The organism is Micromonospora sp. ATLC20 (assembly GCF_057196585.1).
Genome location: NZ_JBXUOV010000135.1, coordinates 1 through 15,315, shown reverse-complemented (window position 1 = coordinate 15,315; position 15,315 = coordinate 1). Strand labels below are relative to the sequence as shown.

13 protein-coding genes and 1 pseudogene are annotated in these 15,315 nt (G+C 75.5%); 3 read left to right on the top strand and 11 right to left on the bottom strand.

All coding sequences use genetic code 11. The features are described from left to right. The 4 genes and pseudogenes from AC2CHG_RS23135 to recN all read right to left on the bottom strand — a co-directional run. Positions 1-196: pseudogene (locus AC2CHG_RS23135) on the bottom strand (hypothetical protein); the annotation flags it as partial. Between the two features lie 60 nt (positions 197-256). Then, entirely contained in the window at positions 257-1,198 is a 942-nt protein-coding gene (locus AC2CHG_RS23130) for a copper transporter (RefSeq protein ID WP_366625340.1), read from the bottom strand. A 27-nt stretch (positions 1,199-1,225) separates the two neighbouring features. After that, positions 1,226-2,404: a putative cytokinetic ring protein SteA gene (gene steA, locus AC2CHG_RS23125; RefSeq protein ID WP_194799853.1), complete on the bottom strand. Its 1,179-nt coding sequence runs from the start codon at positions 2,402-2,404 to the stop codon at positions 1,226-1,228. Positions 2,405-2,522: 118 nt separating this feature from the next. Next, a complete protein-coding gene (gene recN / locus AC2CHG_RS23120; protein ID WP_402814996.1) occupies positions 2,523-4,280 on the bottom strand; it encodes a DNA repair protein RecN in 1,758 nt (585 codons plus the stop codon). Positions 4,281-4,359: 79 nt separating this feature from the next. On the opposite strand from recN, the gene AC2CHG_RS23115 reads away from it, so the two are divergent. Continuing rightward, positions 4,360-5,334, top strand: a complete 975-nt coding sequence (locus AC2CHG_RS23115) for a helix-turn-helix domain-containing protein (protein ID WP_262016055.1) — start codon at positions 4,360-4,362, stop codon at positions 5,332-5,334. A 46-nt stretch (positions 5,335-5,380) separates the two neighbouring features. Here the strand turns inward: AC2CHG_RS23115 and AC2CHG_RS23110 are convergent, their stop codons facing one another. The 5 genes from AC2CHG_RS23110 to AC2CHG_RS23090 all read right to left on the bottom strand — a co-directional run bounded on the left by AC2CHG_RS23110 (position 5,381) and on the right by AC2CHG_RS23090 (position 12,192). Further along, positions 5,381-9,109 (bottom strand): S8 family serine peptidase, encoded by a 3,729-nt coding sequence (locus tag AC2CHG_RS23110; protein WP_484525552.1) that lies wholly within the window; start codon positions 9,107-9,109, stop codon positions 5,381-5,383. 469 nt (positions 9,110-9,578) lie between these two features. Then, positions 9,579-10,463: an NAD kinase gene (locus AC2CHG_RS23105; protein ID WP_120570454.1), complete on the bottom strand. Its 885-nt coding sequence runs from the start codon at positions 10,461-10,463 to the stop codon at positions 9,579-9,581. Next, positions 10,460-11,308: a TlyA family RNA methyltransferase gene (locus AC2CHG_RS23100; protein ID WP_366625347.1), complete on the bottom strand. Its 849-nt coding sequence runs from the start codon at positions 11,306-11,308 to the stop codon at positions 10,460-10,462. The genes AC2CHG_RS23105 and AC2CHG_RS23100 overlap by 4 nt, the downstream gene beginning before the upstream one ends. A gap of 21 nt (positions 11,309-11,329) precedes the next feature. Next, positions 11,330-11,557, bottom strand: a complete 228-nt coding sequence (locus AC2CHG_RS23095) for a hypothetical protein (RefSeq protein WP_194799848.1) — start codon at positions 11,555-11,557, stop codon at positions 11,330-11,332. Further along, a complete protein-coding gene (locus AC2CHG_RS23090; RefSeq protein ID WP_484525551.1) occupies positions 11,554-12,192 on the bottom strand; it encodes a phasin family protein in 639 nt (212 codons plus the stop codon). The genes AC2CHG_RS23095 and AC2CHG_RS23090 overlap by 4 nt, the downstream gene beginning before the upstream one ends. Before the next feature lie 112 nt (positions 12,193-12,304). Between AC2CHG_RS23090 and AC2CHG_RS23085 the strand changes: the two genes are divergently transcribed. Beyond that, on the top strand, positions 12,305-12,640 hold the full coding sequence (locus tag AC2CHG_RS23085; protein WP_194799846.1) for an SCP2 sterol-binding domain-containing protein: 336 nt from the start codon (positions 12,305-12,307) through the stop codon (positions 12,638-12,640). A 13-nt stretch (positions 12,641-12,653) separates the two neighbouring features. On the opposite strand, the gene AC2CHG_RS23080 is transcribed toward AC2CHG_RS23085, so the two are convergent. Together AC2CHG_RS23080 and AC2CHG_RS23075 are read right to left on the bottom strand one after the other, a co-directional pair. After that, positions 12,654-13,721: an HAD-IIA family hydrolase gene (locus AC2CHG_RS23080; RefSeq protein ID WP_484525550.1), complete on the bottom strand. Its 1,068-nt coding sequence runs from the start codon at positions 13,719-13,721 to the stop codon at positions 12,654-12,656. After that, a complete protein-coding gene (locus tag AC2CHG_RS23075; protein ID WP_484525549.1) occupies positions 13,718-14,704 on the bottom strand; it encodes a Replicase polyprotein 1ab in 987 nt (328 codons plus the stop codon). Before AC2CHG_RS23075 ends, AC2CHG_RS23080 begins: the two co-directional genes overlap by 4 nt. On the opposite strand from AC2CHG_RS23075, the gene AC2CHG_RS23070 reads away from it, so the two are divergent. Continuing rightward, positions 14,621-15,315 (top strand): hypothetical protein (locus AC2CHG_RS23070; RefSeq protein ID WP_484525548.1); only part of this gene is annotated, 695 nt, incomplete at its 3' end. The two genes, AC2CHG_RS23075 and AC2CHG_RS23070, sit on opposite strands and share 84 nt — an antisense overlap.

The window sequence follows — 15,315 nt, the reverse complement described above, 5'->3', positions numbered from 1 at the left end:
GGGCGCTACCGGCGCCGAGCGCGGCCCCGGTGGCCGCGCCGACGGCCAGGGCCGGACCGGCGGCCAGGGTCACGGTGCGGCCCCGGTAGTTGGTGCGCTCCAGCGCCGGGCCGCCGGGCGACGTGCGCGTCTGACGCAGCACGTAGCGGGCGGCCAGCGCGCCCGCGCCCACGGCCAGCAGCCGACCCAGTCTCACGGGACCTCCTCGATCCGGACTTCGAACGCGACGCGGCACGGACCGGGCGGCCCGCAGCGGTCACCGGGGCAGTGTAGGCACCCGGGAGGTGGCGTTGTCGCCCACGCCGTACTGGCCGGTCTTCTTCTCGGTGAGCTGCTGCGCCAGGGCGAGGCTGGTGCCCAGCTGGCCCTGCACGGTGTTGGCGTTGTCGACGGTGGAGATGGTCTGCGACAGCACCGGGTCGCCGCGGACCACGGAGACGAGGTTGCCGCCGGTCGAGCCCATGCCGGCGACCACGAGCGCGCCGGACCGGTCGAACTGCTCGGCGATCTTCACCACCGACTCGTCCTTCTTCGCCGAGTCCTTGTCCACGTACGGCTGGCCGGTGACCATCACCACCGCCTCGGCGGCGGCGGAGATCTTGTCCGCCGGGGTGAGGTACCCGGCGGTGGCGTACTGCTCCAGCACGGCGCGCCGGTCGGCCTCGCTGACCGGCGGGCTCCCGGCCGGGCGGTCCACCAGGACGTTTGCCAGCAGGGCGCTGGAGGTCTCCACGCCGTGCCCGTTGCCGGGCAGGTTGCCGGTGGGGGCGCTGTTCGGCCGGGCCGCGGTGACCGCCAGTTCCAGCAGGTTGTTGTTGCTGTCCGGGTTGACGAACTTGTCCTGCACGTCGATGCGGCCGGTGACGTCGGCGCCGGCGGTCTGGAGCATCTTCACCACGCCCTCGGCCTGGTCGCGGCCGCTGGGCAGGGTGAGCACCAGCACCCGGCGGCCGGTCAGCTTGCCGGGCAGGACGAGCTGGGCCATCTCGGCCGCGAATTCCTCCTCGGTCTCCAGCTGCTTCTGCATGCTGTTGACCGACTGGCGCATCAGCGAGTTGTCCTTGCGCAGGCCGTTGACGTTCTCCCGGAGCGAGTCGGCGACCGGCCCGTTGAGGGCGGCTGTGCCGACCACCAGGCCGATCGCCAGTGCCAGGAACACCGCGGTCAGGGACACCACGTGGTAGCGAAAGTTGATCACGCTTGCAGCCTCTTGATCGTCGGGGAGCTAGAAGAGCTGGCCGAGCTGGAACACGAAATTGTCCCACCATTCGGAGACCACGCCCAGATACGCCTTCCCGACGGTGGAGACCGCCACCGCGGAGGCCATCGCGGCCACCGCCGACAGGACCAGCAGCAGCAGCGACGACCCGGAGATGCTCTGCCGGTAGAGCCGGCTGACGCCCTTGGCGTCGACCAGCTTGCCACCGACCTTCAGCCGGGTCAGGAACGTCGACGCCATGCCGCCGCGCCCCTTGTCGAGGAACTCCACCAGGGTGGCGTGCGTGCCGACCGCCACCAGCAGCGAGGCGCCCTTCTCGTCGGCCAGCAGCATGGCCAGATCCTCGCTGGTGGCCGCCGCCGGGAAGGTGATCGCCGGTACGCCGAGCCCGTTGACCCGGGCCAGGCCCGGCGCCCGCCCGTCCGGGTAGGCGTGCACGATCACCTCGGCGCCGCAGCGCAGCACGTCGTCGGTGACCGAGTCCATGTCCCCGATGATCATGTCCGGCGTGTAGCCGGCCTCGACCAGCGCGTCGGCGCCGCCGTCCACGCCGATCAGCACCGGCTTGAACTCCCGGATGTACGGGCGCAGCACGTCCAGGTCGGCCTTGTAGTCGTAGCCGCGGACCACGATCAGGCAGTGCCGGCCCTGGATCCGGGTCTGGATCTCCGGTACGCCGACGCCGTCGAGCAGCAGGTCGCGTTCCTGGCGCAGGTAGTCCATCGTGTTGGCGGCGAACGCCTCCAACTGCACCGACAGGCCCTCGCGGGCGTCTGCCATCGCCTTGGCGACCGTTTCGGCGTCCTGCAACGAGCCGTGCGCGACCGGCTCGTCGCCGACGAAGACGGTGTTGCCCTCGATGCGGACCCGGTCGCCCTCGCGGACCTGCTCGAAGACGCTCTCGCCGAGGTCGTCCAGCAGCGGGATGCCGGCCGAGATCAGCACCTCCGGCCCGAGGTTGGGATAGCGGCCGGAGACCGACGGCTTGGCGTTCAGGACCGCCGCCACACCCACCGCGACGAGCGAGTCGGCCGCCACCCGGTCCAGGTCGACGTGGTCGATGACCGCGATGTCGCCGGGTCGCAGCCGCCCGACCAGCCGTTTCGTCCGCCGGTCGAGGCGCGCGGTGCCGACGATGGAGCCCGGCTCCGGGTTCCGGCTCCGGCGCAGTGTGGGTAGACGCATCGTGACCATCCTGGCATGTGAGGCAGGTTTTGCTGTCGCGACATGCCTGAGCAGGGCCGCCTACCCAGGGAAGCACACCGGAACCCGCGCCGGTGTGCTTGCGCTCACAATCGGGGTATCACGGACGCCTTTCCTTGGCCGCCACGGCCAGGAGCTCCTCGGCATGGGCGATACCCAGATCCGAGTCCGGCAAACCGGCGAGCATCCGGGCCAGTTCCCGGGCACGCTCGGTGTCCTCCACCACGCGCACCCCGCTCGTGGTGACCGCTCCCCCGGTGTCCTTGGCCACCACCAGGTGCCGGTCGGCGAACGCGGCGACCTGCGGCAGGTGCGTGACCACGAGCACCTGGTGGCTACGGGCCAGCCGGGCCAGCCGGCGGCCGATCTCCACCGCGGCCTGACCGCCGACACCGGCGTCGACCTCGTCGAACACCAGCGTGGGCGGGCCGCCGGAACCGGCGAAGACCACCTCGATGGCGAGCATCACCCGGGACAGCTCACCGCCGGACGCGCCCTTCTGCAACGGCAGCGCCGGCGCGCCCGGGTGCGCCAGCAGCCGCAGCTCCACCTCGTCGGCACCGTCCGCGCCGACGCCGGTCTCGACGCCGTCGACCGGCAGGCTCGGCTCGGACCGGCCCGCCGGGCGCGGCAGCACCGCCACCTCGATCCGGGCGTGCGGCATCGCCAGCCCGGCCAGCTCGACCGTCACCTCCTCGGCGAAGCGCACCGCCGCCTCCCGCCGGGACGCCGACACCCGCCCGGCCAGGTCGGCCACCTCACCGGCGAGCCGGGTCGCCTCGCGGTCCAGCTCGTCCAGCAGCTCGTCGGAGGTGTCCAGATCGGACAGCCGGGTGCGGGCCCGCTCGGCCCACGCCACCACACCGTCGACGTCGTCGGCGTACTTGCGGGTGAGCGCGCGCAGCGCGGCCCGCCGCTCGTACACGGTCTGCAGGCGGGCCGGGTCGGCGTCCAGCGCGGCCAGGTAGGCCGACAGCTCCGCGGCCACGTCGGTGACGAGCGTGGCCGCCTCCTCCAACCGGGCCGCCAGCTCACCCAGCGCCGGGTCGGTGCCGGCCTGCGCCTCCAGCGTGCGCCGCGCGGTGCCGAGCAACACCGTCGCGTCCGGCGTCTCGTCGGTCGCCTCGACGCCGCCGGCCACGCACTGCTGCGCCACCTGCGCGGCGGTACGCAACCCCTCGGCGTGCTCCAGCCGCTGCGCCTCGGCCTTCAGCTCGTCGTCCTCCCCCGGCTGCGGATCGACCCGGGTGATCTCGTCCAGGCCCAGCCGCAGCAGGTCGGCCTCCTGGTTGCGCTCGCGGGCGTTACGCCGCCGGTCGGCCAGGTCGTCGACGACGGTGCGCCACCGGGCGTACGTCTCGCGCAGCGCGTCGAGCAGCTTCTCGTGCTCCGGCCCGGCGAACCGGTCGAGCGAGGCGCGCTGCTCGGCCGGGCGCAGCAGCCGCAGCTGGTCGGACTGGCCGTGCACGGCCAGCACCTGCTCGCCGACCTCGCCGAGCGTGGACACCGGCATGGCCCGCCCGCCCAGGTGCGCGCGGGAGCGGCCCTCGATGGTCACGGTGCGGCTGAGCAGCAACGAGCCGTCCTCGTCGGGCTCGCCACCGGCGTCGAGGATGCGGGCGTGCACCGCCTCGGCCACCCGTCCGCTCAGGCGAAGCCGGCCCTCCACCGCCGCGCGGCCCGGCTGGGCGCGCACCCGGCCGGCGTCGGCACGGCCGCCGAAGAGCAGGCCGAGGCCGGTCACCACCATGGTCTTGCCGGCGCCGGTCTCGCCGGTGATGACGTTCATCCCCGCGGCCAGCGGCAGCGTGGTGTCCTCGATGACGCCCAGTCCGGTGATGCGCAGCTCTTCCAGCACAGCACCCGACAGTAGCCCCGCCGTGTGACAGTTGACCAGCCGGCAGGGCGAGCCGCGGGCACCCGTACAGTTCAGCCCCGTGCTGGAGGAGATCGGCCTGACCCCGGACGAGGAGGAGCTCTACCGCAGCCTGGTCAGGGCGAACACGGCCCGGGCCGGTGAGCTCGCGCAGCGGCTGGGACGACCCCGCGCGGAGGTCGTCGCCCGGCTGGACGCCTTGCGGGACAAGGGTCTCGTGCTGCCGACCGGCCCGGAACCGGACGCGCCGCTACGGCCGCTCGCGCCGGACGTGCCGCTCGGCGAGGCGCTGCTGCGCCGCCAGTCGGCGCTGGAGGAGGCCCGTGCCGCCGTCAGCCGGCTCGCCGAGGACTACCGGGCCGGGATGCGCCGCCACGACGCCGCGCACCTGGTCGAGGTGGTCACCGGCGCGCGGGCACTACGGGAACGGCTGCGCGAGCTGCAGAACGGCGCGCGCGAGGAGGTGCTCTGGTTCTGCCGGGCGAACCCGCTGGCGATGCCCGGTCCGGAGAACGTCGAGGAGTTCGACGCGCTGGCCCGTGGGGTGCGGTACCGGGCCATCTACGAACGGGCGATGCTGCTGGAGCCGGGCGCGCTGGCCGACGTGGAGCGGGGCGTACACGCCGGGGAGCAGGCTCGGGTGCTGGACCGGCTGCCGGTGCGACTGGCCGTGGTGGACGGTCGTACCGCGGTCTGCCCGCTGGTGCCCGACCGTGACGGCGGGGAGCCGACCGCCGCGGTGATCGGCCGCAGCCAGCTGCTGGACGCGCTGCTGGCGCTGTTCGAGAGCCACTGGCTGATGGCGACGCCGCTCGGCACGCCCGCCGACCGGGCCGGCACCGGCTACCAGCCCGACGGCGACGAGGCGCGGCTGCTGTCGCTGTTCGTCGCCGGCGTGCCGGACAAGTCGATCGCGTCACAGCTCGGGGTGAGCCGGCGTACCGTGCAGCGGCGGCTGGCCGACCTGATGGCCGCCGCCGGTGTGGACACCCGGCCCGGGCTGGCGTTCCAGGCCGCGCGGCGCGGCTGGATCTGACCGGGGCCGGGGCGGGACGGCCCCAGGACCGCCCCGCCCCGGCGTCTCACCGCAGCCCGTACGCGTCGATCACGGTCTGCGTCACGGTGCTGCCGGACCGGTCCCGCGCCGAGACGCGCAGCGACACCGTGCCGCGCCCGGCCGGCACCTCGGCGGTGAACCGGGTGCCGGAGCCGCGTACCGGCGCCGTGCGCCAGGTGCGTCCGCCGTCGAACGACACCTCGGCGCGTACCGTCGTGCCGGCCGGCGCGGGCAGCCCGGCCGGGTGGCGCAGCGTCAGCCCGACTGTGTGCTTCCGCCTGCCGGGCGCCTCGCCGCGCAGGTCGGCCGGCACCCGGTAGTCGACCTGGAGCAGCGGCAGCGGCCGGGCCGCGTCACCGGACGGGCGGGCCGAGGTGAACTCCCACGCCGTCTCGGTACGGGTCGCCCACCGCCATTCCGCCGACGACCGCGCCGTGGTCACGTCGAGGCGGTAACGGGCCGGACCGGCGGTGGCCGGCACCGGCGCCCAGCCGGCGGACAGGTCGGCGATCGGCCGGCCGTCCCGGCTGACCCGGCGGGTCACCGTGTCCTGCTCCTCCGACCGGTTGTCCACGCCGGCGTGACCGTCGGCGTCGACGAACTCGGCCACTCGCAGGTCGAGCGTGTCAGCGGTCCGGCTCGGCGCGGCCGCACCGGCCGGCACGGCGGGGCGCACCAGCGGCGTGTGCCACGACTCGGTGGTCCGGTCGGTGGCCGCGTAGCGCCGGGGCCGGTCGGACAGGCCGCCGGTCAGTGTCCCCATGCTGGAGAACATCAGCCGGTGCAGCACCCGGTGCTGCCACCACGAGTCACCGGAGCTGACGTACTCCCGCCGGGTCGTCCCGGTACGCACCATCCGCTGGTCGTCGTTCCAGGAGAACTCCTGCCAGGGCCGCCACCCGAACCGCTGCTCGGTGGCCCAGTCCAGGCCGCCGGTGTCGCCGTAGCGTGCGGTCACCTCGGCCGTGTTGGCGGCGGTGACCCGGTGGAGGATCCGCTCCGGCACCCGGCCCTTCGACACCTGGAACACGTCGTAGAGGTACGGGCTGTCCACGGTGAGCGTCAGGTCGATGCGGGCCCGGCCGGTACGCGCCGCCGCGAGCAGCCGCTGCCCGTCGTCGTACGCCACCGCGAGCGCCGGTGCCGGGAGCCGCTCCCCGGTCGGGCGCCACACCGTCCACGCGCTCTGGTCCGCCGGCCGCACGATCAGCACCGCCTTCGCACCGGCCGCCGCCGCGGCGGCCACCTGCTCCTCCTCGGACCGGTCGACGGACGCGGTGAGCAGCGCCACCGCGCCCCGCACCCCGGCCAGCTCACCTGCTGCCCCGGTGCCGGCGGCGACCAGACGCAGCCGCTGCCGCCCGGCCGGGGCCGGCGACTGGCCCATCAGGTTGACGTCCAGCGCGCCGGACACGCCGCTGACGTCGATGTCGACCATCGGCGCGACGAGCTGCCAGCGCGAGGAGAACTCGAACTCGCCGTGGCGTACCTGCCGGGTCGGGGTGACGTTGAGCTGCTGCACGGTGCTGAACGTCATCACGCCGTGGTCGACCTGCCGGCCGTTGCCGAACACCCGGTGCTGGTAGAAGCTCAGCACGGCCCGCTGCTCGGACGGTTTCGGCGTCTCGATCCGTACCGGCGTGCCGCGCCGCGGGTCGAGCACCACAGTGAGGTCCCGGTCCACTGTCAGTTCCGGGTCGGTGACCAGGGTGAGCTGCTCGTCCAGCGGCGCGCCGTGCTCGATCAGCGCGTGCAGCAGGTACGGGCCCTCCTCCACCTGGACCTGCCACTCGTCGCCGCCGCCGAGCCAGCCCATCGCGTCCGACTCCGGGTGCTCACCGAACAGCGTCACCACCGGCGACGATCCGGGCCGCCCGGCCGGGTCCAGCGCGCGCAGCGTCACGGTGTGCTGCGGGCCGCTGAGCGTGAGCCCGACCGCGGTACGCACCGTCACACCGTCCGCGCCGGTGGCCACCAGCCAGCCGCCGTGCGGACCCCGGTCCAGCCGGGCCGGGTCGGCGCGCAGCGGCACGTCCACGCCACCGCCGGCCGGCACGGTCACCGTGGCGGCGTCGAGCGTCAGGCCGTCGGTCTCGGCCGCGCCGCTGTCCAGGTTGCGCAGCTCCAGCGCCAGCCGCAGCGTCTGCGCGGCGGCGGTGCCGTTGACGTAGCGCACCGTCCGGGTCGCGGCCGGCCCGCCCGTGGTCAGCCGGCCGAAGTCGGCGGTGGCAGTGCCGTACACCCGCTGGCGCAGCGCGCGGGCCACGTCGACCCGCCCGGCGCCCTGCTCGAACACCGTCGCGCCGGCGCTCGGCCGGGTGGTGCTGACCAGCGCGTCCTTCAGTTGCGCGGCGGTCCATCCGGGATGCTCCTGCGCCAGGACGGCCGCCGCGCCCGCGACGTGCGGCGTGGCCATCGAGGTGCCCGAGGCGCGGGTGTAGGCGTCGTCCACAGGCGTACCCATCGAGGTGCCGGCGGCGCGGGCCGCGACGATGCCGACGCCCGGCGCGGTGATCTCCGGCTTCAGGCCGTTGTCGCCCAGGCGCGGGCCGCGGCTGGAGAAGTCGGCGAGCACGTCGTCGCGGTCGACGGCGCCGACGGTGAGCGCGGCGGTGGCCGCGCCGGGCGAGCCGACGCTGCGCGGCTCACCGTCGTTGCCGGCGGCGATCACGAACAGCGCGCCGGTTTCGGCGGTGAGGTCGTTCACGGCCTGGCTCATCGGGTCGGTGCCGTCGGTGGGCGCGCCGCCGAGGCTCATGCTGACCACCTTCGCGCCGGAGCGCGCGGCCCACTCCATGCCGGCGATGATGCCGGAGTCGTAGCCGGAGCCGGAGTCGTCGAGCACCTTGCCGACCAGCAGCCGCGCGCCCGGCGCGACGCCCTTGCGCAGCCCCGCGGAGCCCGCGCCGCTGCCGGCGACGGTGGCCGCCACGTGGGTGCCGTGGCCGTGGCCGTCCCGGGCGCTGCCGCCGCCGGTGAAGTCACGCGCCTCGGCGATCCGGCCGGCCAGGTCGGGATGCTCGGCGTCGACGCCGGTGTCGAGCACCGCGACCCGCACCCCGGCGCCGTCGCGTCCGGCCGCCCACGCGGCGGGCGCGCCGATCTGCGGGACGCTGTGCTCCAGCGCCACCCGGGCCCGCCCGTCGAGCCAGACGCGCTCCACGCCCGCGCCGAGCCGGACCGCTCCGGCGCCCGCGGCGCGGGCCTGCGGCGCCTGTCGCAGCGACGTCCACAGCGCGCCCAGGTCGTCCTTGTCGACGCGCAGCGCGGCGCCGTTGATGCTGGACAGCGGACGGGACTCGGCGGCGACGGCGAGGGGGCGCACCCGCCCGGCGGCGGGTTCCCGGTAACGCACGATCAGCGGCAGCGCCGTGAGGCCCGCGTCGCCGTAGCCCTGCTCGGCCAGTTCCTGCACGTCGAACAGGTCCGGGTCGAGCACGCCCGCCGACACGTACGGCACGACGTCGGCGGGGAGCACCCGCAGCCCGCCGTCGGCCTGCGTGGTCTGGAAGACGATCCGGTGACGGCCCGGCCCGGGGTGGACGGTGGCGGCGATCCGGCCCGGCGCGGCCTGGACCAGCTCGACCTGGTCGCCGGTGATCAGCGTGACGCGGGCGGGCGGCGCGCCCGGGGCGGATGTGCCCGGGGGCGGGCCGGCGGGCCGGGCGGGCGGTACGGCGGACGCCGGTACGGCGAGCCCGACCACCAACGCCCCGGCCGCGCCGGCGGCGAGCCAGCGGGGGAACCGGTGCATGTGACGCTCCTCTACTCCGAGGCCGGCCTCGTGAGGCCCGGCGATCGGAGTCTGCGACGGCGTCCGCCGCCGGGTCACCGGGTACGGGCCGCCGCACCGGCGACATGTCGCCAGGTGGACACGCGCACGACGGAGTGGAGGCCGGGACGCCGGAGACCGCGTCGCCCAGCTCGCGTGCCGCCGCTTCCTCCGGCGGCGGCCCTGCGACCTGTCGGCCCGGCCGGGGTCGACACCCGACCGGACACGGCGTGCCGGTCCGCCCGCCGCGGCCGGCTACGACGCTCCGGCGTCCCGACCGTCGCGGCCCCGACCACCCCCTGGCCGAGCCCCGCGACGCTGGGCCGCATCCGGGAAGCGGCGGGCCTCACCGCCGCGCCCGGACTCACCTCATCGCGGCCCGTACGCCCACCGTAACGCGCGCGGGGGCCGGGACCGGTGGGCCGAACGGAGATTTCCGCTGAGCCGCTGGTCAGCGACGGTTGCCCCGCCAGCCCTGGACGGGAAGGTCGAACTTGGCCACCAGCCGGTCGGTGAACGGTCGGGCCCGCAGCCGCACGATGCGCACCGGCAGCGTGCCCCGGCGCACCGTCACCCGGGCACCGGGCGGCAGATCGTAGACGCGCCGCCCGTCGCAGCACAGCACGGCCAGTGTGGTGAACGGGTCGACGGTGATGACGAACGTCGACGTCGGCGCGGTCACCAGCGGGCGGCTGAACAACGCGTGCGCGCTGATCGGCACCAGCAGCAGCGCCTCCACCTCGGGCCAGACCACCGGCCCGCCGCCGGAGAACGCGTACGCCGTCGAGCCGGTCGGGGTCGCGCAGATCACGCCGTCGCAGCCGTACCGGGACAGCGGCCGGCCGTCCACGTCGACGAGCAACTCCAGCATCTGGGCGCGTTCGCCCTTCTCCACGCTGATCTCGTTGAGCGCCCACGACTCGATGGTCGGCCCGCCCTCGAACTCGGCGGTGACGTCGAGGGTGAGCCGTTCGTCCACCGTGTAGTTGCGGTCGACGACGTCACGCACGGCGGTGTCCAGGTCGTCGATCTCCGCCTCGGCGAGGAAGCCGACCTTGCCCAGGTTGATACCGAGCAACGGCACCTTGGTCGGGCGGGCCAGCTCGGCGGCGCGCAGGAACGTGCCGTCCCCGCCGAGCGCGAACACGATCTCGGCGCCCTCGGCGGCCTCCGGGCCGGTCACCGGCACCACGCCCGGCAGGTCCAGGTCGTCGGCCTCCTCGGCCACCACCCGCACCTCGAACCCGGCGGCGATCAGGTCGGCGGCCACCGCCCGGGCGTGCTCGGTGCTGCGTCGACGGCCGGTGTGCGTGACCAGCAGCGCGGTACGGCTCACCCGGACACCTCCTCGGTCGTGGCCGCCGTCGCGGCGGCGCCCTGCGGACCGGCGGCCACCACCGCGCGGACCCGCTCCGGATCCGCGGCGGGCGCGTCCCCGCGCAACCATACGAAGAACTCGACGTTGCCGCTCGGCCCGGGCAGCGGGCTGGCCGCCACGTCGGCCAGGCCGAGGCCGAGCCCGGCGGCCGCCGCGGCCACGTCCAGCACCGCCTCGGCGCGCAGCGCCGGATCGCGGACCACACCGCCGGCGCCGACGCGCTCCTTGCCGACCTCGAACTGCGGCTTGACCATCAGCGCCAGGTCACCGCCGGGCCCGGTGCACGCCGCCAGCGCCGGCAGCACCAGCCGCAGCGAGATGAACGACAGGTCGGCCACCGTCAGGTCGACCGGGCCGCCGATCGCCTCCGGCGTGAGGGTACGCACGTTGGTGCGCTCGAACACCCGCACCCGCTCGTCGGTACGCAGCGACCAGGCGAGCTGCCCGTAGCCGACGTCCACGGCGACCACCTCGGCGGCGCCGGCGCGCAGCAGCACGTCGGTGAAACCGCCAGTCGACGCGCCCGCGTCCAGGCAGCGCCGGCCGGTGACGGTCAGCCCGCCGGGGGAGAACGCGGCGAGCGCGCCGGCCAGCTTGTGGCCGCCCCGGGAGACGTACTCGTCGGCCGGATCCTCGCCGGTGACCAGCAGCGGATCGGCCGGGTCGACCATCGCCGCGGGCTTGCGCGCCCGCACTCCGCGCAACTGGACGCGACCGGCCTCCACCAGCGCGGCGGCCTGTTCCCGGGAGCGGGCCAGCCCGCGCCGGACCAGTTCGGCGTCCAGCCGGGTACGACGAGCCATCAGGTGTGTCTCCGCCTCTGCTCAGGCCTGGTCGATGGTGGCGAGGGTCTCGCGCAGCGTCTCGTACGCCGCCTCGTACTGGGCGATCTGGTCGGCCGGGGCGAGCGCCTCGGCGTTGGCCATGCCGAGCACCGCGGCGTCCACCGCCGGGTGGCTCGCCTCGCCGACCTCCTCGACCGGCGCGGGGCGTACCCCCGGGGGCGGTCCGGGCCGCGGACCCGGCGGCGGGCCGGGCCGGGGCGCGGTCACGAGCCGGCCGCCCGGCGCCCGGTGGCCTTCTTCGCCGGTGCGGCTTCCGGGGTACGGGAGACCGTGGCCGGCGGCTTCTTCGCGATCGTCTTCTTCGCCACCGCCTTCTTGGCCACCGCCTTCGTCGGCGTCGTCGCGGGGGCCTTTGCCGGCGTCGTCGCCGGGGCCTTGGCCGGGGTCTCGGCGGCGGGCGACGCGGTGTTCGGCTGCCCGGCCTCGGACGGCCCGGTCTTCGGTGCGGTCGCACCGGACGGCGCGGCGGCTGTCCCGGCCGGTGTTGCGGCGGCGGGCTCGGACACGCCGGCGGGCGGGGTGTCGCCCGGGCCGAGGTGACCGCGCGCCTCGCGCAGCTGCCGCTCCAGGTCGTGCACGCGGCGGGTCAGCTCGGCGACCTCGTCGGCGGTGGCCAGGCCGACCGCGCCAAGTGCCCGGTCCACCTCGAAGCGGACCAGCTTGGTCAGCGACTCCCGGTTCGCCAGGCCGGTCGCGACCAGTTCCTCGGCGAGCGTCTGGATCTGGGCGGCGGTCGCACCGCCCTGGCCGACGACGCGCATGACCGCGTCCTGTGCCTTCTTCCGGGGCGCCTCCGTCAGGCCCATGGCCAGCTCGAGGTAGGCGCGCCACGCGTCCTGCATGCCTGAGTCCTTCCGCGGGGCGAGGTGTGCAGGTGCCACGCTACCGGGCACCCCGGACGCCCCATTGCGGTACGGTGCCGGGAAACGGCGTGGTTCGTGGTGAGGAGACGATGTGGCCAGCGTGGACGAGTGCCGGCAGGCGTTGCAGGACCTGGCCGCGCGGCTGGACCGCAACGCCGAGGCACAGGGACGCATCGACCTCGACCGCACGCTGGCCTGCCGGATCACCGACCTCGGGACCGCGTTCCACGGGCGGCTGGAGGGCGGCCGGCTGGTCGACCTGGCCGACGGCGACGACCCGAAGGCGAAGATCGCGCTGAGCACCGGCAGCGACGACCTCGTCGCGCTGGTGCACGGCCGGCTCGACGTCATGGCGGCGGTGGCCTCCCGCCGGGTGTCGATCAAGGCGAACCCGTTCGACCTGATGAAGCTCCGCAAGCTGCTCTGAGCGGCCCGGCGCCTCAGCCGTCGAGACCGAACGCGGCGAGGGCCTCCTCCGCCGCCGGGGACTGCGCCCGCACGCGCGGCCCGGCCCCCGTCGACCAGGTCACCGCGCAGAGCGCCGCGAGGGCCTCCAGTGGCGGTCCCGAACCGTCGAGCACGAGATCCGCGCCGGCCTCCGTCACCGACCAGCCGCCGTCTGCAGTCCGGCCCGGCACCGCCACCACGGCGGCCGGGTCGAACAGGCCAGCCAGGTCGAACGAGACGTACGCGGGGCGGCGCTCCTCGGGTGCGGCCAGCAGCTCGGCGGCGTCGCTGACCCCGGTGAGCACCAGCAGGCTGTCCAGCCCGGCCCGGCGGGCGCCTTCGATGTCGGTGTCCAGCCGGTCGCCCACCACGAGCGTGCGTCCGGTCCCGGCCCGCCGCGCGGCGGTGGTGAACAGCGCCGGCTCCGGCTTGCCCACCACCACGTCGGGGTCGCGGCCGAGCGCGGTCCGCAGCACCGCGACGAGCGAGCCGTTGCCCGGCAGCGGGCCGCGCGGGCTGGGCAGCGTGCGGTCGGTGTTGGTGGCGTACCAGGGCGCGCCCGCCCGTACCGCCAGGGACGCCTCGGCCAGGTCGGACCAGCCGACCTGCGGGCCGTAGCCCTGCGCAACAGCGGCGGGCTCCTCGTCGGCGGTGGCGACCGGCCGCAGGCCCACGGCGCGCAGCTCGGCGCGCAGCGCCTCCGCGCCGACCACGAGCACCGGCGCGCCCTCGGGCAGCCGGTCGCGGAGCAGTTCGGCGGTGGCCGCCGCTGAGGTGAGCACCTCCGCCGGCCGGGCCGCGACGCCCATGCCGGTGAGCAGGTCGGCCACCTCGCTGGAGCGGCGGGAGGCGTTGTTCGTCGCGTACGCGACCGCGCGCCCCTCGGCGTGCAGCCGGCTGACCGCCTCGACCGCGCCGGGGATGGGCCGGTCGATCAGGTAGATGACGCCGTCCAGGTCGAAGACGACGAGCGAGTACGCGTCGACGAGCCGCCCCGCCCCGGCGCGGTCGGGTTCTCCCCGATCCGCGCCGGAGGCGGTGTCACCGGCGTACCCGGTCATCGGCGGTCCGCCGCCTCGCCCTCGCCGGCCGCCCGCGCCTGGGTGACCTCGTCGGCCGGGGTGCCGGCGGCCGGCTCCTCGGTCGTGTCGGCGGCGGCCGGGGTGCCGGCGGCGAGCGAGCCGGCCTCGGTGTCGGTCAGCTCGTCGTCGGCCAGGTCGCCTGCGTCCCGGTCCCGGTAGCCGGCCCGGGCCGCGTCACCGCCGTCGCCGCTCAGCCGAGCGTCGTCGTCCCGGTCGTCGTCGTCATCGTCGTCGTCATCGTCGTCGTCATCGTCGTCGTCGCCCTCGGCCGACGCCTCGGACGTGTCCGCGTCGTCCTCCGGCTCGTCGTCGCCCTCGATGACCACGCCGTCCAGCTCCAGCAGTCGCTCGGCGGCGTCCGTCTCCCCCTCGGAGTCGACGTCGGCGGCCCGGGAGAACCACTCTCGTGCTTCCTCGCGCCGGTCGACCGCCAGCAGGGCGTCCGCGTACGCGTAGCGCAGCCGCGCCGCCCACGGCTCGGTCGAGTCGCCGGTCAGCTCGCGGACCTGGAGCATCGCCACCGCGGCGTCCTTCTGCCCGAGGTCACCGCGCGCCCCGGCGGCCACGATCAGCAGCTCGATCGCGACGGCCTGGTCGAGCTTGTCCCGGTCCGCGCCGCGGAACAGGTCGATGGCCCGCTCCGGCCGGCCCAGCGCCCGCTCGCAGTCGGCCAGCACGGCCAGGTGGCTCTGCAGGCCGCTCATCCGGTGGTACGTCCGCAGCTCGGCGATGGCGGTCTGCCACTCACCCGCGTGGTACGCGGCCAGCCCGACGGCCTCCCGCACGGCGGCGATCCGCGAGGCGAGCCGGCGGGCCGCCATGGCGTGCGCCAGCGCCAGCGTCGGGTCCTCGTCGATCAGCAGACCGGTCGCGACCAGGTGCCGGGCGACAGTCTCCGCGACCGGCTTGGCGAGGGAGAGCAGCTCCGCCCGGACGGCCGAGTCGAGGTCGCTCGCGACCACGTCGTCGGGCAGCTCCGGCGCCTCACCGGTACGCCCCTCGCCGCGCTCGTCCTGGCGCTCCCGCTGCGGACCGTAGGTGCCACGGCGGTCGTCGCCGCCCGGCCGGTCGCCGTAGCCACGGCGCTCACCGTCCCGCTCGCCCCGGAAGCCACCCGGCCGCCGGTCGTCACGTCGGTCGTCGCGCCGGAAGCCACGGTCGCGGTCGCCACCGCGGAACCCGCCGTCGCGGCGCTCGCCACCGGCGTAGCTCTCCCGGCGGTCGCCGCCCTGGTAGCCGCCCTCGCGGCGGTCGCCGCCACGGAAACCACCCTCACGGGCGCCGCCTTCACGACGATCGCCGCCGCGGAAACCACCCTCACGGTCGCCACCACGGAAGCCACCCTCGCGACGGTCACCGCCACGGAAACCACCCTCACGGGCGCCGCCTTCACGACGGTCACCGCCACGGAAACCACCCTCACGGGCGCCGCCTTCACGGCGGTCGCCGCCACGGAAACCACCCTCACGGGCGCCGCCTTCACGACGATCGCCGCCGCGGAAACCACCCTCACGGTCGCCACCACGGAAGCCACCCTCGCGACGGTCACCGCCACGGAAACCACCCTCACGGG

What these genes read in the sequence shown, in the direction of transcription:
- AC2CHG_RS23110 (WP_484525552.1), bottom strand. Translation starts at nt 9,109, where the DNA reads ATGCACCGGTTCCCCCGCTGGCTCGCCGCCGGCGCGGCCGGGGCGTTG.
- AC2CHG_RS23080 (WP_484525550.1), bottom strand. Translation starts at nt 13,721, where the DNA reads ATGACCGGGTACGCCGGTGACACCGCCTCCGGCGCGGATCGGGGAGAA.
- AC2CHG_RS23100 (WP_366625347.1), bottom strand. Translation starts at nt 11,308, where the DNA reads ATGGCTCGTCGTACCCGGCTGGACGCCGAACTGGTCCGGCGCGGGCTG.
- AC2CHG_RS23090 (WP_484525551.1), bottom strand. Translation starts at nt 12,192, where the DNA reads ATGCAGGACGCGTGGCGCGCCTACCTCGAGCTGGCCATGGGCCTGACG.
- steA (WP_194799853.1), bottom strand. Translation starts at nt 2,404, where the DNA reads ATGCGTCTACCCACACTGCGCCGGAGCCGGAACCCGGAGCCGGGCTCC.